This window comes from Pseudodesulfovibrio sp. zrk46 (genome assembly GCF_012516435.1).
In the GTDB taxonomy this organism is placed as follows: domain Bacteria; phylum Desulfobacterota; class Desulfovibrionia; order Desulfovibrionales; family Desulfovibrionaceae; genus Pseudodesulfovibrio.
On the sequence record NZ_CP051216.1, the window covers coordinates 1,700,462 to 1,720,552 of the forward strand.

Sequence of the window (20,091 nt, forward strand, 5' to 3'; positions counted from 1 at the left end):
CTCAGTAAGGCGACATCCGTTTCTTCGGATGTCGCCTTTTTTAGTAGAAATTTATAATATCTATCATAGGTTCACTATGCCATCTTTGTCGTCTATTGGTTAAAAAACTACGTGCGGAGGGGATTATGTCGTTTAAGGATATCCCGCTGAAGTTCAAAATTGGCGGTAGTGTTTGTCTGGCAGTTGCATTGATCCTGGTGGTGTACACCATCATCGTTGTTTCCAAGTCGCGTGAAATCGCCATTGACGATGCACGGGCCATTGGTCAGGAAATGGCCAATCGCTATGGTAATCAGGTCAAGGGCAACATGGAAGCGGCACTGGATGCTTCACTGACCACCGCAGCGGTCTTTGAAGCCATGGTGACCAAAAAGGAACTGATCGACCGTGGTGTTGTCGATGAAATCCAAAAGGATGTAACCGCATCCAACCCATCTTTCTTTGGTATTCAGTCCTGCTTCGAGCCCAATGCTCTCGACGGAAAGGATGCTGAGTACAAGGCTACCGGCGATCCCATGTGGGAACACATGGGTGGCGCATACGGTAACTACTGGTGGAAGGAAGGCGGCCAATGGAAGGTCGTTAACCTCGCCAAGCACAATTATCCCGAGACCCGCGCATGGTACAAGGGCCCCCGCGACAAGGGCCACGCCATCCTGACCGAGCCGTACACAGGCGTTCTCGGCCCTGACGTGGTCATGGCCACCATCAGTGTGCCGGTTAAGGACAGTGGCAAGTTCATCGGTATCGTGGGTATCGACTTTGTCCTCTCCTCCTTCCAGGCCATGGTGAAGGACATCAAGCCCATGGACACCGGTTATGCGTTCATTATGTCCAACAAGGGCGTACTGGTCGCTCACCCCAATTCCGAACTGTTGAATAAGCCCGTCATAGACAACCTGAACAAGGAGCATGGTCCTGCAATCGTTCAGGCCATCGCATCCGGTAACGAGTATGCCGAGTTCATGGTTTCCCCCATGGACGGCCAGGAGTACATGTATCTGTTCTCGCCCATTCTGGTGCGTGGCACAGATACTCCATGGTCCATCGGTATCGCCATCCCCACGGATAAGATCATGGCTGCGGCCAACGAGTTCCTTTACATGAGTGTCGGCCTGACAGCCGGTGCCTTGTTGGTAATATTTGTCATAGTCTTCTTCATTGCCAAGTCCATCACCGATCCCATGGTCAAGAGCGTTGCCTTTGCTCAGGAGATCGCGTCCGGTAATCTGGTCGCCACCCTTGATATCAACCAGAAGGATGAGATCGGCGTACTGGCAACAACACTGGCAGAAATGGGCGAGAACCTGCGTCGCGTCGTCGGCGAGGTCAGAACCGTAACCGACAGCGTGGCTATCGGTGCCAACGAGGTCGCCTCGTCCTCCCAGACCCTGTCACAGGGTGCCACGGAGCAGGCTTCTTCACTGGAAGAGGTGTCTTCCTCCATGGAAGAGATGGCCTCCAACATCAGTCAGAACGCTGACAACGCCAACCAGACGCAGGGGCTGGCCAGCGGTGCCGCTGGACAGGCTGAGAGCGGTGGTTCCGCCGTCGCCGAGGCCGTTGTGGCCATGAATGAGATCGCAGACAAGATCTCCATTATCGAGGAAATCGCCCGCCAGACCAACTTGCTGGCCCTGAACGCAGCCATTGAGGCCGCCCGCGCTGGTGAGCACGGCAAGGGCTTCGCAGTTGTCGCCGCGGAAGTCCGCAAGCTGGCCGAACGCTCCGGCGTGGCCGCAGGCGAGATCAGTCAGCTCGCTTCCAGCAGCGTGGAAGTGGCCGACCGTGCAGGCGAACTGCTTGGCAAGTTGGTTCCGGACATTCAGCGCACCGCTGACCTCGTGGATGAAATCTCCACGGCGTCCAACGAGCAGAACGAAGGCGCGTCCCAGATCAACGCCGCCATCCAGCAACTCGACAGCGTGGTGCAGCAGAACGCCTCTGCCTCCGAAGAGATGTCTTCCACCTCGGAGCAACTCTCCAGTCAGGCAGCCCAGCTGCAAGATACCGTGGCCTTCTTCAAGCTCGGCAACGATGGCGGCATGGGCGGCGGTTACACCCGCACGACGGTCAAGGCGACCCGTAAGCCCGCAGCAGCCATCCCGGCCGCCAAGCCCGCTCCCAAGCCTGCCGCTCCCTCCGGCGGCGTGGCGCTGGACATGGGCGAAGACGACGGCGACTTCGAGCGCTTCTAGTCGGGGATATAAAAAGCTGTTGAGCTTGATACATAAACACTGAACGTAACCGCTCCTGGTTTTCCATGGATAATGGGAAAACTGGGAGCGGTTTTTTCATGCCGATTACAATGGCTATGCCCTCAAAAGCCCCTCATTACGAGGGGCTTTTGATATGGTGATTTGTTTATAAGATATATGGTAATGAAAACGGGGCTATGTTATCCAGGTACAATATAATTGATTGGTTGCCTCTCTCTTGTGCTCGGCAAAGCTCCTACCAAGTAGACGTATTTGGGGAAATGCATGTTTATTAAAATCATCAAGTTCTCAAGCAAAGTGTTTATTCCGATTCTTCTCCTCACCATGGGAGCGGCCTATACAATTTTCATTTGCTCAATGGAGAAGCATCAAACCTTGCTGTCATCTATCGGATATCAGCTTGTCGAAAAGGGCGACGACCATATCTCCCAAAACCTTCAACCGGTCCTTAGGGATTTGACCCTATATGCGTTGTCTCACGTTACATGGGATATTTATCATGGCGATATAAACCAGAGGGTTGAAGATACCTTTTCTGATCTCAGTTATAATCGAAGAAATTATAGCGTTATCTCCTATCTTGATAAGGACGGAATGGAAATTTTCAGGGTCGACTATCATGATGGCTCACCCCGCATTGTTACGAAAGACAAACTCAGATTAAAAGCAAACAGGAAGTACTTCAAAGAAGGCATCAAACTTAAGTTAAATGAACTCTATATTTCACCTATGCGTATCTCCCCGGAGAGGGTCGCTGGAATCGACAGCCACCAGGCCTTTCTTCATTTAGTCAGTCCTGTGGTCGATGGGGACGGGTGCAACATCGGTGTGTTTGTTATTGATCTTCTGAGTACCCACCTTCTTGAGAGATTGTCCGAGATTCCAAGTGGTACGGGTAGCACCATGATGCTCCTCGACGAGAACGGACAGTGCCTTGTTGGAACAACTCTTCAGAGTGGACAGGCAGTCAAATCTGAATTGGGTGCAACCTCTTTTGATAAGGCCAATCCTGCTGAGTGGGATCTGGTGAATGCAACGGATGAAGGTCAGATTTTGACTCAAAAAGGGATGTTTACCTTCAAGAAAATCGATTTTAACAGCGTTATTGAGTCAGCAACCCGTTTGCGTGGAGCACACGATGTGCCTCAGTGGAAGCTGGTCGTTTGGACTCCGAAAATGGAGTTTGAGAAAGTCTCCGATGCGTTGCTTGAGGAACTTGCATTATACAGCGGTGCCTTTCTTCTGGCCGTGATGATTCTGCTCTTGATTTTGGCGCGACATAGAACGCAACGAGCGATGGCGGAAGAGATGGTTCTAAGACAAATCCAATCCAACCAGCGGTTTGTCCCAAAAGAGTTCTTGGGGTTACTTCATAAGGGTGGACTGACCGAAATCAATATCTCAGACAACGTCGAACGGCCGATGACGACTCTTTTTACAGATATTCGGTCATACACGAAAATCTCTGAGGGTATGTCTTCCGGGCAAGTGCTGAAATTCCTGAATGCCTATTATCAGGTACTTGATCCTATCATCATAAAGAATGGAGGGTTCATTGATGCCTTTATCGGAGATGCCGTTATGGCTTTGTTCCCGAATGGCGCCGATGGAGCAATCCAGTCCGCCATTGAGATAAAAAGAGCCTTGGACTCGTTCCGGTACAAGGGCGCAGATGGTTCACCTATTCGTATCGGGAGTGGCTTCGGCCTGCATTGTGGAGATGTCACTATTGGAACGGTGGGGACAGATCGGAGAATGCAGACAACGGCAATTGGCGACGCGGTAAACTTGGCAGCTCGCATTGAATCTTCCACCAAGCTCTATGGCGTAAATATTATTGTGTCAGGAGGCGTTCGTGATTTGTTGTCAGAGACCAACACGTTTCACATACGCCTCATCGACAGAGTTCGCGTAAAGGGCAAGCAGGAAGTGGTCAAACTGTATGAGGTGTTTGACGCTGATTCCCCTGACAAGCTCAGGTGCAAGATCGAAAATCAAAAATTGTTTGACGCCGCCATGCGTCATTACCGCGAGGGGAATTTCGAAACTGCTTTGAGTGAATTCAGGAAATATAAGGATGTTTGTTCTGATGATCCTCTTCCTGATATTTTTATAAAGCGCTGCAACACCATGATGCGAGTTCCGCCAGGAGATGGTTGGACAGGAGTCAGTACGGTATAAATCCCTCAAGGAGGACGCCCATGGCTTTTATCGATTGGAGTAGTAAGAATAGAGTTGGGATTACGGAAGTAGACAATCAGCACAAAAAATTATTTGATTTGCTTAACAGTCTGCATCAAGCCACGGTCAATGGTGAAGAACAATCTGCTCTGGGCCGAATTTTGGATGAATTGGTGGACTATACGGTTTACCATTTTGAAACTGAGGAAAAGCTCTTTTTGGAATACGGATATCCCGGTTACGAAGATCATAAAGAGGTTCATGATGATCTGACGAGGCAAGCGGTTGAACTGCAAGAGGAATTTCGGGAAGGCAGTGTGACTATTTCCTTTGATCTTCTTGATTTTTTGAATGATTGGCTCGTGACTCATACCACAGGATTGGATCAGGAAATGGCGATGTTTTTTAAGGGAAAAAAGATCGACTGATCTGTCAGCTGGCCTTGCCTGAGACAGGTGAACCCATCAGGCCAAAATGAACGATAAGGCCGGACTTCTTGCGGAGCCCGGCCTTTTGTATGCTTTGTGGAGAACGTCAGCGCTACTTCTTGCGACGCCTGATGTTGTAGACGCCACGACCTTCGGCAACGTGCGTAGTGGGATCACTTGCAGACCACATGACGACGTGGGCGTTGCCGACCTTGTTGCCCAGCAGCCGGACCGTTGCTTCGGCATAGAGAGCCTCGGCCGGAGCCGGTCTCAAGTAGTCCACGCCAAGGGTGATGGTTGCCACGAAATCATCCCGCTCACAGCGCGTCCACACGGCGAATCCGCCGCAAATGTCAGCCAGCGAAGAGATGACGCCGCCATGAATCATGGAGCTGTCAGCGTGACCAATCAGATCTTCCTTGAAGGGGATGTACAACCGAACCGAGTTCTCTTCGATCGCATCGACTCTGACGCCGAGAAACTTGTGGAAGGGGAATCCCGTTTCGATGAATTGATCTATTGGCATGGTCGTGTGTCGGTAGTTTACAGGTTGAAGAATCTACGGGCGTTGTCGCCAGTGATCTGCCAGAGGTCTTCCTTGGAGCGTCCCTTGATCTCGGCGATGCGTTTGGCCGTGAAGGCCACAAGGGCAGGGTGGTTGCGCTTGCCGCGCCACGGTTCGGGCGCAAGGTAGGGGCAGTCGGTCTCGATGAGGAGGCGATCAAAGGGAATGCGGGCCACGGCGGCCTGCATGTCATCGGTCTTCTTGAAGGTGATGGGACCGGGGATGGAAATATACCAGCCGTTGTCGATGACGGGCTGGGCCAGCTCAAGGCCGGAGCCAAAGCAGTGCCAGAGCACCGGATAGTCACGGAACCCTTCGGACTCGAGAATGGCCACGCAGTCTTCGTTGGCGTCGCGGGAGTGGATGATGACGGGCAACTCCAGTTCGCGGGCCAGATCAAGCTGCTTGAGGAAGGCGTCCTTCTGCACGTCGTGCGGCACACGATCCCAGTAGTAGTCGAGGCCGATCTCTCCCACACCCTTGAGGCGCGGGTTGGTCTTGAACAGCTCGCGCATGCGGGTAAGGGCATCTTCTGTCAGGGTGTCGGCATTGTTGGGATGCACGCCGAGCAGGAAGGAAACTTCCGGGTGATCGTCGAACAGGCCGTGCCGCTCATCAAAGGCGTCCGGGCCGAGAAATACGTTGATGATATGGGAAATACCCGAAGCCTTGGCGCGGGCGAGAAGTTCCTCGCGATCTTCGTCGAAATCATCGAGATCGATGTGGGCGTGGGAGTCCACTCCGCCGAGGGGCAATTCCAGAGTCTCGGGTTCAGGACGCGGCTTTTTCTTGGACATGATTCAGGCTCACAATGCTTCCCACAGGGCGAGGACCGATTTCCTCTGCTCTTCCGTGGAATAGGCGTTGGCGGTTTCTTGCCCCGCCTCAAGAGCCACGTCAAGGTAGAGATCCTTCTCGCGGATCATGGTCACGGCGTCCTGCAAACACATGGCGGCGTCCAGCACGTCGCCGTCGGCACACCACAGGCCGTTGCCCATCCAGTCAACCTCTTGCAGGGGCCACCAAGGCTTGAAGCGTGGCTCCGGCTGCGTCTGGCGCATGTAATCCCACCCACCGAAACCGGTGAAGCCAACGGGCAGGCAGCCGCAGGCCATGGCCTCCAGCGGTGGCAGCGGGCACCCTTCGGGAAAGCCCGTTGCGAGAAAAATATGGGACGAACGCAGCGCCTCGGCCACGCCGTGAGTATCCAGCCCTTCAATGGGACGCCATCGTATATTGGTGTTGTCCGAACCGCCGCACTGGTGTTCGAAGATCGATTTGATCTGCTGGACCAGCGCTTTATTCTTGCGCGGCATGTACGCGATGGTGATCTTGTTTTCCGGCTTCTTGTCCGGAGCGTGGAAAATGGAGCGGTCAATGCCGGGGCGCAGCACGGGCGCGTCTTTGCAGGTAGTCTCCTTGATGAAGTAGGAGACGGGCTCGGACACGGCCAGAAATTCCACGGGCAGGGTGTGCCAGTCCGCGCCTTCGGGTAGGGATGAAAACAGGTAGGCCCAGTTCTGCACGTAGCTGATGCAGGTGCATTTGGCTTCTAGCCCCGGAGCCAGCGCATTGACCCAGCCTTCGGGCACCAGCCACATATCCTGTCGCTCAAGGCGCATGTCGGCCCATTCGATGACTGGCGCAGCATCGGCCAGCCCTTCGGGACGCCAGCCTGACTGGTCGCGAGCCACAAGGAAAACTTCACGCCCATCCTGATGGAGGATGTCTGCGATCTGTCGAAGCACCGTGACTCCGCCAGTGGGCTTTTTGACCGGTGGCAGGAAAATGTATGTTTTCATGGTGTGTAGGGAAGCATACTCACCCAAATTTGGCAAGTATACTCGGTGGGAGCGGGGCGGACCGGAGTTGGGGAAGCCCGCCCCGCTGGCTACGGGAAGGAGTGTTGTTCTTCCTTGAAAGACTACGTTCGCCAACGCGGTACATCATGCCGAGAGGGTGACGATAGGGTTGCAAGTTCGTGTGTTGTGGGGGGAGAAAAGCAGAAATCAGGAGAGGAGGCGGCTTATCAGCCGCTTCTTTATGAAAGAAGTTTTCGGCCCTGAAGGCCGACTTCTTTTTGTCTGGCGCGACAAAAATGAAGCAAAAAGCGCGCTTGCGTGGGATGGCCGCCTCGTGTTTGCCGACTAAGAATCTGATCCAAGCTGGCAGCTTTCGCTTTTGCCTACTTCCGCTGCGCTCCAGTGCAAAATCGAACGAGACGCTGCCTGACGCTTGGTCAGCTTCTAAGTCTTGCAAACAAGGGCTGGTGCAGGGCTTCGTCTGTGAGAACGAAGTTGTCGATCGCCTCCTGCATTCTTTTTTCTTACAAACGAAGACCGGAATCAGCATTAAGGCCCATCGTGCGTAGAAACTGACCAGATCGTTAGCCGCTGAATTCGTGCACCTAAGGGCAGCGACAAGTCGCGCAGTGCGCACTAAGGCTGACTATCTGGATCAGATTCTAGCCCGAAGGGGCAGCGGCCAAGCTACAAAAGCCGCGTTTCTTTGGTTCTTTCTTGGGGCGGCTCAGCCAAGAAAGAACCGCCGTCCGCGTAGGACATGGAGGAGCAAAAGCGACGGCTTTCGCGCTTGAAAAGCGCGTATCCCACCAATAAAAGGCCGCCCCAAAAAGGGCGGCCTTCCTTATCTCTTATCTTCTTCCAAAAAAGGAACCTTAATCCCTCTCCCCAACCATGAATATACCAAACGTCGCAAACAAATTCGGCAACACCTTGATCACATGCCCCTTGGTATCGTGATGATGCGTGGAAATAGCCACCTCCTTCACGATGGGGACACCGAGCTGACCACAGAAGCGGTGAAAATCGGTGATGGGAATCACACGAATGTTGGGCGTATTGTACCACTCGTAAGGCAGCTCCTTGGACATGGGCGCACGGCCAGTGAAGAACATCTGGAAGCGGTTCTTGATGTGGGTGAAGTTGGGGAACGACACGATGCATCGCTTGCCCACGCGCAACATCTCTCGGATGAGCTTTTCCGGCTCGTAGATCTGCTGCAGGGTCTGGGACAGGATGATGTAGTCGAACACGTTGTCCGGGTAGTCTTCCAACTCTTCGTAGATGTCGCCGTGGATGACGGAGAGGCCCTTGGCAATGGCCTGCCCAGCGGCATCCTCGTCGATCTCTACGCCGGTGCCCTTGGTATTTTTGGTCTTGCGCAAGTGGTCGAGCAGGGAGCCGGTGCGGCAACCGAGGTCGAGTACTTTGGATTCGGGCTTGATCCATGAGGCGATGACTTGCAGATCAAATCGCATGGCTACCTCCGGTCAGGCATTCGGTTCGGACGCGGTCGAGGAACCCGCCCATGAGGGCGTCGAGCCGCTCGTTGGGCAGCAGGAATGCATCGTGCCCCCATGGGGCCTCGATCTCGCAGAAGCTGACATCCAGCCCGTTCTTCTTCATGGCCTTGACCATGTCTCTGGACTGATAGGTCGGGTAGAGCCAGTCCGAGGTGAAGGAGACGACCAGATAGCGACATTTTGCGCGGGAAAAGGCCTGCACCAGCGAACCATCGCCGTGCTGGTTCTCCAGATTGAAATAGTCGGCAGCCTTGGTCAGATAGAGGAACGAGTTGGCGTCGAAGCGATCAACGAACTTGTTGCCCTGATAGCGCAGGTAGCTCTCCACCTGAAAGTCGGCCTCGAAGTCAAAGGAGAGCTCGACACGATCCTGTAACCGGCGGTCGAACTTATGACGCATGGATTCGTCAGAAAGATAGGTGATGTGGCCCACCATGCGGGCAACGGCCAATCCGTGCTCTGGGCGGCCGGATTCGTAATAGTCCCCGGCGTTCCACTTGGGGTCGGCCATGATGGCCTGACGCGCCACCTCGTTGAAGGCGATGGCCTGCGCCGAGTGCTTGGTCGTCGTGGCCAGTGGTATGGCCGCGCAGACGCGCTCCGGGTAGCGAACTGACCACTCCAGCACCTGCATGCCGCCCACGGAGCCGCCGATGACGGCCAGCAGCTTGTCGATGCCCAGATGATCGACGAGGCGTCGCTGACAGCGAACCATGTCGCCGATGGTCACCACCGGGAAGGTGGCGGCGTAGGGGTGATCCGTCTCGGGATTGCGCGACAGGGGGCCGGTGGACCCCATGCAGCCGCCAATCACGTTGGAGCAGATCACGAAATATTTGTTGGTGTCGATGGGTTTGCCCGGTCCCACCATGATGTCCCACCACCCCGGCTTGGGGTCGTCTTCCTGATAGATGCCTGCCACGTGGGAGTCGCCCGTCAGCGCATGGCAGACGAGGATGGCGTTGGACTTGTCCTCGTTCAGGGTGCCGCAGGTCTCATAGGCCAGCGAGACCGGAGCCAGCGTCCGTCCGCTCTCCAACGTGATGGGATCGCCGTCCTTGCCAAACGTGAATGTTTGCCGCTTCACCACGCCCACGGAAGAGCCGGTGTCCAGGTTGTCGATGTATTCGCTCATGATGTCGTAGAAGATAGGTCCGCAGCGAGCCGCGGTCAATGGTTTGGGGTATTACCCCATGTCGGCATCCCGGTACGCCATCAGCCGCTGGCTCAGGGTGCCGGTATGCAGTTCGAACAAATGGTTGTCGTAATCGTGGAAATACAGGGAGCGGCCTTCGCCCTCAATGCGGGGCCGACTGACGCGAACCTCCGGCCCGAGATCACGGATACGCTGTTGGTATTCCTCGAATTTGTCGTCGGGGATCCTGAAGGCAACGTGGTTGTAGGTCTGTTCAGACAGCGGTTCGCCCTCCATGGTGGCGATCCAGACGTTGCCGATCAGAAAGAACCGTTCGCGGGACAATGAGTGGGGCTTGTCGGCGCTGTCGTAGACTTCCACGGCGTCAAAGATCGCCTTGAGAAAGTCTGCGGTCCGTTCAAGGTCCTGCACGATAAAGGTGATGTGGCTCAGTCCTTCAACCATGTCACTTGCCTGCCTCGACTTCGCCGCCGAAGAGCTTCCACGCGAGCATGCCCCAGGTGGCGTTCATGACATCGGTGTAGCCGCCCTTGCGCAACTGGCGCACCACGGGCGGCGAGCGGTGGCCCGTCATGCAGACCACCACGATGGGATTGGTGGGGTCAGGCGATGCCGCGGCCAACTCGGCCAGCGTGGCCGGGAAAGGCACGTTGATGGCGTGGGGGATGTGAAAGGCCTCGAATTCGGCCGGTGTGCGGACATCGATGATCACAGGCGCGTTGTCCTGATTGACCATCTGCTTGAGTGTCCACGGAGAGAGGGGGGAAACGCCGAAGCCGAGCCACCAGGCCACGTCCCACAGGATGAGCAGGGCGATGACCAGAATGAGGGCGGAAAGCGTACGCATGGGCTACCCCAGTTCGAAAGAGGTGACTCCGAATATCTTGTCCAGTGCAGTGGCTGGTTCGTCCTCGGTGTACATGCGCACCGTGACAAAGACCTCTTCAAGGTCGTGGCTTTTGGCCAGCTTCACGGCTGCGCCGTTGGGTTCAATGACATCGAGGAAGACCTTCTCGCCGGGGACAGCTGCCATCAATGCCTGATAGATGGTCTCGGCCACGTCGCCATTGTCGGCAAAGAGCGGGCCGATCTTGTAGCCCGATGCACAGGGACGGATGACGCCGAAGCCTGACAGGTTGTCTCCATCCATGACAGCAAAACCGCGGACGCCCACGGCCTCCAGCCATGAGCGCAGGAAGCTCTCGCGTCCTTCGGGAAAACACTGGCGGTCGTATGAAGCTATCTGGGTAAAATCCACCTTGCTGAGCGGTACGACCTCTTCGGGCTTGCTACCGCCGCCGATACCCTGAAAGCGGGTGCTGCGGTAGGAGGTGGAGAAACCGGATTTCTTGTAGGTCTGCTCCTGCTCGGTCACGGCGTCGAGGCCCACGTTGCGTCCTTCCAGATGCGTCATGGCGTGGTCCCACAGGGCCATGCCGTAGCCTTTTCCGCGCTCGGCCGGGATCACGATATAGAGGCCGACGAAACCATAACCGTCGCCGTAACGGACGGCTGAGATGGTGGCCACGGGCTCACCGTTCTGTTCGGCGATGAAGAACCCTTCGGGGTCGGCAGCATAGAAACATTCGGCGTCGGACAGGCCGGGGTTCCAGCCTTCCTTGGCCGCCAGACGGATGGCGAAGTCCACATCGTCGCGGGTCATGGTGCGGATCACAGGTGCGTTAGTCATCACTCTCTCCCTTTTCGAGCTTCACGGACAGGGTGGATTCGGGCTTGAGCAGCACGTCGCGTTGCGGGAACGGGAACTCGATGCCGTGCTCATGGTAAAGCCGCCAGATATTGAGCATGACCTCGCTGCGGACATTGGTCACGCCCTTTTCGGCGTCGGCAATCCAAATGCGCAGTTGGAGGTTCACGGAGTTGTCTGCGAAATCCACTAGCCGGGGGGCCGGGGCAGGGTTGGTGAGGACGCGCTTGACTCCCTTGGTCGCTTCCACGAGGAGGTCGAGGGCCTTCTCCACGTCCGAGTCGTAGCTGATGCCCACCGGAATTTTGAGGCGCACGTTGGTGTCTGTAAAGGTCCAGTTGACCACCTCGTCGGTCATGAGCAGCTCGTTGGGGATGAGGTGCTCCTTGCCGCTGCGTGTCAGGACCGAGGTGTACCGGCCGTGGAGGTTGCGGACCACGCCGAAGACGTTGCCCACCTCGATGGTGTCGCCGGGCTTGATGGAGTTGTCCAGCAGCAGAAGCACGCCCGCGATGTAGTTGGAAATGATTGTCTTGAGACCGAAACCGATACCAACGCCGAGTGCGCTGGAGAAGATGGCGAGACTGGTCAGGTCGATGCCCACGCTGGACAGGGCGAAGAGGATCGCCACGGTGAACAGGGAGACCTTGACGACCTTTTCGAGCAGCACCTTGATGGACGGCGAGAGGTCATTGGTCGCATAGATGCGCTGGGTGGCAAACTGGGAGGCCAGTGAGGCGATCTGCAAACAGACGCCGGCCAGAGCCACGCCCTTGATGACGCCAAGGGCCGTGATGGAGATGTCACCAGTAGAGAACTTCAGGCTCTCCAGGAAATCCGTGATGGGAGCGAGCAGGCCGAAGACGTGGAGCGCTGCCACGGCCCAGACCGTCAGCGATACGCTGCGGGCCAGCGACCTGTTGGGCATGATGCTGGTCAGCAGACGAATGATGATCCATGCCACGGCCAGATCACTGGCCGCGTCAAGCAGGCGCGGGGTCATGTCCAGAGCGCGGAATACGGCTCCGGCGATCTGCATCAGGACGATGAAGCCCGCGATGTTGCCGATGTCGATGAGCGCCTTGAGGATAGACTTGGCCAGTTCGCCCCGGACGGATTCATCCACTTTGCGGAAGAGGCGGCCTTCGAAGCCGCGCCACAGCAGCAAGCCGAACAGGTAGGCGCCGAAGACGCACGCCCATTGGATGGCGGTGTTCACCGTCAGGACGTTGGTGTTGAGCCAGTCGCTCAGGTAGCTGATCACTTTATCGAAATCTATCTGCATTGGGGCCTCTCAAGCTCCGGAGTCTATCACGCGGTGAACAGATCGAGCAACACGCCGAAGAAGAGCACCACCGCGATGACGCCGTTCATGGTGAAGAAGGCGACGTTAACGCGGCTCATGTCGTCCGGCTTGACCATCTGATGCTCGGCCATGAGGGTGATGCCCACGGCGGTCGCCACAAGGAAGTACCAGCCGCCGAGGCCCGCAGCCCAGCCTGCCATCAGGAAGAGGGCAGCGGTGATGACATGGCTCAGGGTGGAAATGGCCAGCGCGGACGGGATGCCCAGTCGGGCCGGGATGGACCACAGGCCCATTTCCTTGTCGAAGTCGGCGTCCTGACAGGCGTAGAGCAGGTCAAAACCAGCCACCCACAGGGCCACGCCGCAGAAGAACAGGGCCGCAGGCAGGGTGAAGGTCGGATCCACGCACAGCCAGCCTGCTACCGGGGCCAGACCCAGTACGGCGCCCAACACGAAGTGGCACCAGTAGGTGAAGCGCTTGCAGTAGCTGTAGAAGGCGGACAGGCCCAGCGCCAGCGGAGAAAGTTTCAGGCAGAGCGGGTTCATCAGGCCGCACATGACGATGAAGATCACGGCAGTGCCCACAAGGAACAGCTGGGTGAATCGGGTGGTCAGTTCACCAGTCACCAGCGGACGGTCCTGCGTCCTCGGGTTGGCCGCGTCCACATCCCTGTCGGCAAAGCGGTTGAAGGCCATGGCAAAGGAGCGGACAGCCACCATGGCGATGGTCAGGATGACGAGGTTGTACAGCCCGGGCCAGCCGCCAGCAGCCAGAAATGCGCCGATGAACGCAAAGGGCAGGGCGAACACCGAGTGTTCGATCTTAATCATTCTGCAAACAACACCCAGATCTTTCATGAACGACATAAAGAACCTCCAGACTCTCGCCATGCTCTTGAAACTTGTGGGCGAGAACCCGTTTAGTATTCGTTGTGACCGGCACTGAGGCCCGCCTAGTTAAGAACTATATTGCTTTGTAGCCAATCAATTCAATGATTCTGTTCGGTCTTGTCATCAATATTTGTTTACCAGCACGGCCCCGAGGACCAACAGCACGACACCGGCAACGCGTTGCCATGAGATGGCGTGGACGTCGAAGCTGATGAGGCCGAAGTGGTCGAGGATCAGGGCGCAGAGGAACTGGCCCGCCAGCAGCCATGCCATGGTGGTGGTGGCTCCGAGGTTGGCGGCAAGGAGGATGATGACGGTGACGAAGAACGCGCCGAGCAGTCCGCCTCCCCAGGCCCAGAATGGCGCGGACGCAGCCATGGCCTGAGTGGGAATGGGGCGCGTGAGCAGCCCGTAGACGAGCAGGGCCAGCGTGCCCACGGCAAAGGAGATGAACGATGCCCAGACCGGATCGGCCAGGGCCTGCTTGAGACGCAGGTTCACGCCTGCCTGGAGCGGCATGGTGGCCCCGGCAAGCAGGGCGAGAAATACGAACAGCCATTTCATGAGCGGCAGGATATCGCGCTTTGCCTTGTTCGTCCATGGAAAGGTCCCGGTTCCAGTAGGGTTTATAGCGTAATTGTCGGCAGTTCGTAACCGAAGCGCCATTCTCGCGAACCCAAATCCCGCTAGACGGTTATCAGTCAATGGACAACCAATTCTAGAGAAACAAAAGAGGACTTGAAATGACTGAAACGCAGCGTCGTGAAATCAAGAGCCACCTCATGCAGGGACTGGATTCCCTCTCTTCTCAGGGCGTGGCCGCCAACCTGGCTGTGGAGAATTGTCCGGATGAAAATGACTTCGCATCCCAGTTGGCCCAGTTGGGCGTCAACGTGGCGATGCACCGCCGCCGCCAGATGCGGATGGTGGAGCTGGAAAACGCGCTCAAGCGTTTGCACGAGACCGACTACGGCATTTGTGAAGAGTGCGGTGAGGATATCGGCCTTGCCCGCTTGAAAGCCAATCCTTCGGCACGACTGTGCGTCTCCTGCCAGTCCGCCCTGGAGGACGGTGTTTCTCATTAATTCGAGCCTGAACGACTGGGGGCAGAACATGGGTGATTCTCGGTTCAAGGTGGACATGCATGTCCATTCCAAGTTTTCCACGCGGCCTTCGCAGTGGATATTGCAGAAGATCGGTTGTCCGGAGAGTTTTACGGAGCCGGCTTCGCTGTATGCCATTGCCCGGGAGCGTGGCATGGACCTGGTGACCATAACCGACCACAACACCATCAATGGATGCCTGGAGATCGCGCATCTTCCCGGCACGTTCGTCAGCGAGGAGATCACCACGTATTTCCCGGAAGACAGGTGCAAGCTGCATGTGCTGGCGTACGATATTAGCGAAGCGCAGCATGCCGACATTCAGCGCCACAGGGAGAACGTGTTCGATCTGGTGCCGTACCTGCACGATCAGGGCATCGCCCATGCGTTGGCGCATCCGTTGTTTGCCGTCAATGACAAGCTGACCTCCGCCCACTTCGAGCAGGCTCTGCTCCTGTTCGACGTGTTCGAGGAAAACGGGACCCGTGACGCTCGTCAGAATCAGGTCCTGCGGGACATCATCACGCGCTTGTCCCGCATGGACATCGAGCGTCTGGCCAATATCCATGGCATTGAGCCGATGGGTGAAACGCCTTGGGTCAAGGGACTCATGGGCGGGTCCGATGATCATAGCTCCCTGAATATCGCTCGAATGTACACCACGTTTCCGGGCAAACCCGCTCTGGAGAATGTGCTGTCCGGCATCGACAATCACACCTGTCGGCCGGCTGGCAATCCGGCCACGCCACGCACCATGGCCCACAACCTCTACGGCATCGGCTACCAGTTCTACCGACAGAAGATCGGCTCCATGCAGACCGCTGCCAGCGAGCACATCTGCTTCCGCTTTGCCCAGAGCGCGCTGTCACCTGTGCCGGACACGGCCAAGGCGCCTGCATCTCTCAAGGAGCGGTTTCTAAAGTTGATCGGTCGGAGCAAGGCCTCCCTGCACCGGGAGTACGCCTCTGCTGATTCCGTGCAACACATGCTGCTCAAGGAGGCCGGGAAGATCATCATTCGCGACAAGGAACTCCTCGCCATCGCCCACGGCAAGGTGCGCGATCCGCAAAAGCTGGAGGCGGAGTGGGCGCGATTCGTGTCGCTGGCCGCCAATCGTGTCCTGTCTCAGTTTGCCGATCGCACCCTGAACTCGGTGCTTGGCGCGAACATCTTCGACGTCTTCCATTCCATGGGCTCGGCAGGCTCCCTCTACGCCCTGCTGGTTCCCTACTTTGTGGGCTACGACCTGTTTTCCCGTGAGCGCACGTTCTCCCGCGAGATTTTGTCCCGCTTCCGCAACAAGGGAGAGAGCAGGCGCGACCGCGGTCTCAAGATTGCCCACTTCACGGATACCTTTGACGAGATCAACGGCGTGGCCCGTACCATTCGCCAACAGCTCGACATGGTGGCCCGTCACGGCAAGGACATGACCGTAATTACCTGCGGTGCCAAGGCCGACGTGCCCGGCGCGGTCAGCTTTGCCCCGGTGGGGCGGTTCTCGGTCCCCGAGTACAAGGAACTGGTGCTGTCCTATCCGCCGTTTCTCGATATGCTGACCCACTGCTTCGAGCAGGAGTACGACTGCATCCTTGCGGCCACTCCCGGTCCGGTGGGCCTGGCAGGGCTGGCTATCTCACGTATCCTGAAGCTGCCGTTCCACGGCACCTACCACACGGCGTTTCCCGAGTACGTCGGCGCGTTCACTGAGGACACCGCCCTTGAGGACGGCTGCTGGCGGTACATGAGCTGGTTCTACGACCAGATGGAAGTGATCTACGCCCCCAGTGAGGCCACCAAGTTCGAGTTGGCAGACCACGGTATTGATCCAGAAAAGATCGTCACCTATCCGCGTGGCGTGGACACCTTTCGTTTCCATCCGGAGAAGCGTAACGGCTTTTACAAACAGTACGATGTCCAGAGCCGCACCAAGCTCATCTACGTGGGCCGTGTGTCGCAGGAAAAGGGACTCGATGTCCTTGCCGATGCGTACAAGAAGGCCGCCAGAATGCGCGACTCCCTGCAACTCATTGTGGTGGGTGATGGCCCGTACCTTGATCAGATGAAACGTGAATTGCGTGGTCTGCCCGTGACCTTCACGGGCGTGCTCAAGGGGGAATCCCTTGCACAGGCCTACGCCAGCGCCGACCTGTTCGTCTTTCCCTCGGCCACTGACACCTTCGGCAACGTGGTGCTCGAGGCGCAGGCCTCCGGGCTCCCCGTCATCGTCACTGACAAGGGCGGCCCCTGCGAGAACGTCTTGCAGGACGAGACCGGCCTCATCTTCCCGGCAGGTGATGCGGACGCCTTGCTTCGCGCCATCATCCACATGGTCGATACCCCGGAGCGTATCAAGTATATGGGCAAACGGGCCCGTGCCCACGTGGAAAACCGGACCTTTGATGCCACCTTTCTGAAAACGTGGGAGATATTCGGCAGTAACGTCGCTGCATAAGGTCGCGGCAAAACCTCTTCGGGCCGGACGCGCGGTGCGCTGATAGCCGGTCAAATCTTCATACATTCAAAGGCTCGTCCCCGATGGGGGCGAGCCCTTTTTCATGCTCCTACGAACGGCTCGACAGTTTTGGCTGTATGCGCTGTCCAAATTGGTCCCGAAGAAGACCAAAAGTGCACTGTTTGATTTTTGGGGAGGGTGTTTTTCGGTGTTTTAGCCAGTTTTTCGAGGCTTGGAATGCAGATTGTAAAATAATGATGCTCAAAAATGGAGTCATATTTTGGCAGTAAACATTATTGTTAATCATAAAAATAGAGAAGACGACATTTTTGTGAGTTGTCCATGTGTCAGTGTGCAGCTGGTAGAGTGAAAGGGTTGAAACTCCGGTGTATATGCCCGTGGCATCAATGTTGCTAAGCAGATAGGTCCTGTTTGGTTTTTTTATGCCAAAAATGTAAAGTCTTGCTTTGGGCCGGGAACTTGAAGCAGGGCGGACAGAGTGGCCGCGTGGTGCGGTCAGCTTTTTTGCAACCTTTTTACATGTTTCTTTCCGGAGGGTTGGAATGATTCAAAGCGGCGATACCGCCTTTATCCTCGTGTCGGCAGCGCTGGTGCTGCTCATGACACCCGCGCTGGCGTTGTTTTATGCGGGTATGGTGCGGAGCAAAAACGTGCTCGGCACCATTATGCAATCCATCATCATGATCTCGCTCATCACGCTCGAATGGATCTACATCGGCTATTCCATGAGCTTTGGCCCGGACGTGGCCGGTATTATCGGCGACCTGAGCTTTGCGGCGCTCTCCGGTGTGGGGACTGCGCCCAGCCCGGATTACGCCACCACCGTGCCGCACATCGTGTTCATGATCTATCAGTGCATGTTCGCGGTCATCACGCCCGCGCTGATTACCGGCGCTTTTGCCGAGCGCGTTCGCTTCCTGCCCTTCTGCATCTTTTCCGTGCTCTGGTCCGTACTCGTCTACAATCCGGTCTGCCACTGGATCTGGGGCGGCGGTTTCCTCGGTGCCATGGGCGTGCTTGATTTTGCCGGTGGTCTGGTCGTTCACCTCACCTGTGGTGTGGCCGCCCTCGTTGCCTGCATCATGATCGGCCCCCGCAAGGGCTTCGGTAAGCGCCAGTTCATTCCGCACAACCTGCCCATGACCGTTATCGGCACGGGCCTGCTCTGGTTCGGCTGGTTCGGTTTCAACGGCGGTTCCGCCCTGGCTGCTGACGAGATCGCAGCCACGGCCTTTGTCGCCACCCACATTGCTGGCATGACCGGTATGCTCACCTGGACGCTGGTGGAGTGGTATCACATCGGCAAACCCACCACGCTGGGCGCCTGCTCCGGTGCCATCGCCGGGCTCGCCACCATTACCCCGGCTGCCGGATTCGTCGGCCCGAACTCCGCTGTTTGCATCGGCTTCCTCGGCGGCATGATCTGCTACCTCGCCGTGCTTGCCAAGAACCGCTTCGGCTATGACGACTCCCTCGACGTGGTCGGCATTCACGGTGTCGGCGGTCTCATCGGCACCATCGCCCTTGGCTTCTTTGCATCCACTGCTGTCAATCCCGGCGGCGCAGACGGCCTGTTCTTCGGCAATCCCGGCTTCCTGATGACCCAGCTCACTGGTATTGCGGTGGTCGGAGGCTATACACTGGTCATCTCATGGATTATCCTCAAGGGCATCAACGCGTTTACTCCGCTGCGCATGGAGGAGAATGACGAAGAGATCGGCATGGATACTTCCGAGCACAGCGAATCCGCCTATCAGGCATAACCCACGGAGAACTCATGAAAAAAATAGAAATCATCACTCGCAGCTACAAGCTCGAAGATGTGAAAGAGTCCCTGACTGCCCTCGGCATCAAGGGCATGACCGTCACCGAAGTAAAAGGCTTTGGCCGACAGGGTGGCCACAAGGAAGTCTACCGCGGAGCCGAATATCAGGTGGATTTCGTACCCAAGATCAAGATCGAAGTGGTCATTGACGACGAGATCGTTGCCGAGGCGGTACAGGCTGTGTCTGGCGCTGCCCGGACCGGTCAGGTCGGTGATGGCAAGATCTTCATTTCGCCTATTGAGGACGTGGTCCGCATTCGCACCGGCGAATCCGGCTCCGACGCCATCTAGTTTATCGCCAATCAATGAACCGCCCTGTCCGGCTGATGTCGGGCAGGGCGGTTTTCTTTTGCCTTGTTGCGAGAAACAATAAAAAAGGCCGAAGCATTGCTGCTTCGGCCTTTCGTGTAATCTGTCTTGTGGAGACTATCCGCGGACCTTCTCGAGGAATCCGGTGGTGGAGTAGCCGTCCAGCAGCGGCAGGGAGTGGACCTCGCCGCCAGCCTTGGTGACCACGTCGGCGCCGACGATCTGGTCGACGGGCCAGTCGCCGCCCTTGACCAGCACCTGCGGGCGGGCAGCCTTGATCACTTCCAGCGGAGTGGATTCGTGGAAGATGACGATGTAATCGACGCACTCCAGTCCGGCGAGGACGAAGGCGCGATCTTCCTGATTGTTGACCGGGCGGTCGTCGCCCTTGCCCAGCATCTTGACGGACTCGTCGGAGTTGAGGCCGAGGATGAGGGAGTCGCCCAGAGCGCGGGCGCGGGTCAGCAGGTCGACGTGACCGGCGTGGAGCACATCGAAGCAGCCGTTGGTAAAGACCAGCTTGTGGCCGGGCATGAATTCCGCCTTCTTCTTGAGGAAGGTGCGGATGGACATGAGCTTGGGATTCTGCGGCAGGGACATGGA

At 56.9% G+C, this 20,091-nt stretch carries 19 protein-coding genes; 7 read left to right on the plus strand and 12 right to left on the minus strand.

The window, feature by feature from the left end; translation table 11 throughout:
* Window positions 1-125: 125 nt before the first annotated feature.
* The 3 genes from HFN16_RS18890 (at window position 126) to HFN16_RS07730 (ending at window position 4,828) form a co-directional block, all read left to right on the plus strand.
* Window positions 126-2,198 (plus strand): methyl-accepting chemotaxis protein, encoded by a 2,073-nt coding sequence (locus HFN16_RS18890; RefSeq protein WP_247648475.1) that lies wholly within the window; start codon window positions 126-128, stop codon window positions 2,196-2,198.
* Window positions 2,199-2,483: 285 nt separating this feature from the next.
* A complete protein-coding gene (locus tag HFN16_RS07725) occupies window positions 2,484-4,400 on the plus strand; it encodes an adenylate/guanylate cyclase domain-containing protein (protein ID WP_168890207.1) in 1,917 nt (638 codons plus the stop codon).
* A 20-nt stretch (window positions 4,401-4,420) separates the two neighbouring features.
* Complete coding sequence (locus HFN16_RS07730; RefSeq protein ID WP_168890208.1) at window positions 4,421-4,828, plus strand: bacteriohemerythrin; 408 nt, start codon at window positions 4,421-4,423, stop codon at window positions 4,826-4,828.
* Window positions 4,829-4,940: 112 nt separating this feature from the next.
* On the opposite strand, the gene HFN16_RS07735 is transcribed toward HFN16_RS07730, so the two are convergent.
* From HFN16_RS07735 to HFN16_RS07785, 11 genes are all read right to left on the minus strand, one after another.
* Window positions 4,941-5,354 carry a PaaI family thioesterase gene (locus tag HFN16_RS07735; RefSeq protein WP_168890209.1) on the minus strand — a complete coding sequence of 138 codons (414 nt, stop codon included), beginning with the start codon at window positions 5,352-5,354 and terminating at the stop codon, window positions 4,941-4,943.
* 17 nt (window positions 5,355-5,371) lie between these two features.
* Window positions 5,372-6,190, minus strand: coding sequence for a TatD family hydrolase (locus HFN16_RS07740; protein WP_168890210.1), 819 nt, complete (start codon window positions 6,188-6,190; stop codon window positions 5,372-5,374).
* A gap of 9 nt (window positions 6,191-6,199) precedes the next feature.
* Window positions 6,200-7,195, minus strand: a complete 996-nt coding sequence (locus HFN16_RS07745) for a glycosyltransferase family 4 protein (protein WP_168890211.1) — start codon at window positions 7,193-7,195, stop codon at window positions 6,200-6,202.
* A gap of 875 nt (window positions 7,196-8,070) precedes the next feature.
* Window positions 8,071-8,673 carry a methionine biosynthesis protein MetW gene (gene metW, locus HFN16_RS07750; protein ID WP_168890212.1) on the minus strand — a complete coding sequence of 201 codons (603 nt, stop codon included), beginning with the start codon at window positions 8,671-8,673 and terminating at the stop codon, window positions 8,071-8,073.
* Window positions 8,663-9,853: a homoserine O-acetyltransferase gene (locus HFN16_RS07755; RefSeq protein ID WP_168890213.1), complete on the minus strand. Its 1,191-nt coding sequence runs from the start codon at window positions 9,851-9,853 to the stop codon at window positions 8,663-8,665. Before HFN16_RS07755 ends, metW begins: the two co-directional genes overlap by 11 nt.
* Before the next feature lie 51 nt (window positions 9,854-9,904).
* The gene (gene fosX / locus HFN16_RS07760) at window positions 9,905-10,318 is read right to left on the minus strand and encodes a FosX/FosE/FosI family fosfomycin resistance hydrolase (protein WP_168890214.1); all 414 of its coding nucleotides are present in this window, start codon (window positions 10,316-10,318) and stop codon (window positions 9,905-9,907) included.
* Window position 10,319: 1 nt separating this feature from the next.
* Window positions 10,320-10,721: a rhodanese-like domain-containing protein gene (locus HFN16_RS07765; RefSeq protein WP_168890215.1), complete on the minus strand. Its 402-nt coding sequence runs from the start codon at window positions 10,719-10,721 to the stop codon at window positions 10,320-10,322.
* 3 nt (window positions 10,722-10,724) lie between these two features.
* The gene (locus HFN16_RS07770) at window positions 10,725-11,564 is read right to left on the minus strand and encodes a GNAT family N-acetyltransferase (RefSeq protein WP_168890216.1); all 840 of its coding nucleotides are present in this window, start codon (window positions 11,562-11,564) and stop codon (window positions 10,725-10,727) included.
* The gene (locus HFN16_RS07775; protein ID WP_168890217.1) at window positions 11,557-12,867 is read right to left on the minus strand and encodes a mechanosensitive ion channel domain-containing protein; all 1,311 of its coding nucleotides are present in this window, start codon (window positions 12,865-12,867) and stop codon (window positions 11,557-11,559) included. The genes HFN16_RS07770 and HFN16_RS07775 overlap by 8 nt, the downstream gene beginning before the upstream one ends.
* 26 nt (window positions 12,868-12,893) lie before the next feature.
* On the minus strand, window positions 12,894-13,754 hold the full coding sequence (locus HFN16_RS07780) for a 4-hydroxybenzoate octaprenyltransferase (protein WP_168890218.1): 861 nt from the start codon (window positions 13,752-13,754) through the stop codon (window positions 12,894-12,896).
* Between the two features lie 147 nt (window positions 13,755-13,901).
* Entirely contained in the window at window positions 13,902-14,444 is a 543-nt protein-coding gene (locus HFN16_RS07785) for a DMT family transporter (RefSeq protein ID WP_247648476.1), read from the minus strand.
* Window positions 14,445-14,521: 77 nt separating this feature from the next.
* Between HFN16_RS07785 and HFN16_RS07790 the strand changes: the two genes are divergently transcribed.
* From HFN16_RS07790 to HFN16_RS07805, 4 genes are all read left to right on the plus strand, one after another.
* Window positions 14,522-14,863 (plus strand): TraR/DksA family transcriptional regulator, encoded by a 342-nt coding sequence (locus HFN16_RS07790; protein ID WP_168890219.1) that lies wholly within the window; start codon window positions 14,522-14,524, stop codon window positions 14,861-14,863.
* 28 nt (window positions 14,864-14,891) lie between these two features.
* A complete protein-coding gene (locus tag HFN16_RS07795; RefSeq protein WP_168892295.1) occupies window positions 14,892-17,333 on the plus strand; it encodes a glycosyltransferase in 2,442 nt (813 codons plus the stop codon).
* A 563-nt stretch (window positions 17,334-17,896) separates the two neighbouring features.
* Entirely contained in the window at window positions 17,897-19,117 is a 1,221-nt protein-coding gene (locus HFN16_RS07800) for an ammonium transporter (protein ID WP_168890220.1), read from the plus strand.
* 14 nt (window positions 19,118-19,131) lie between these two features.
* Window positions 19,132-19,470, plus strand: coding sequence for a P-II family nitrogen regulator (locus tag HFN16_RS07805; RefSeq protein WP_168890221.1), 339 nt, complete (start codon window positions 19,132-19,134; stop codon window positions 19,468-19,470).
* Window positions 19,471-19,605: 135 nt separating this feature from the next.
* Here HFN16_RS07805 and rfaE2 read toward each other — a convergent pair whose 3' ends face one another.
* Window positions 19,606-20,088, minus strand: a complete 483-nt coding sequence (rfaE2, locus tag HFN16_RS07810) for a D-glycero-beta-D-manno-heptose 1-phosphate adenylyltransferase (protein ID WP_168890222.1) — start codon at window positions 20,086-20,088, stop codon at window positions 19,606-19,608.
* Window positions 20,089-20,091: the final 3 nt, after the last annotated feature.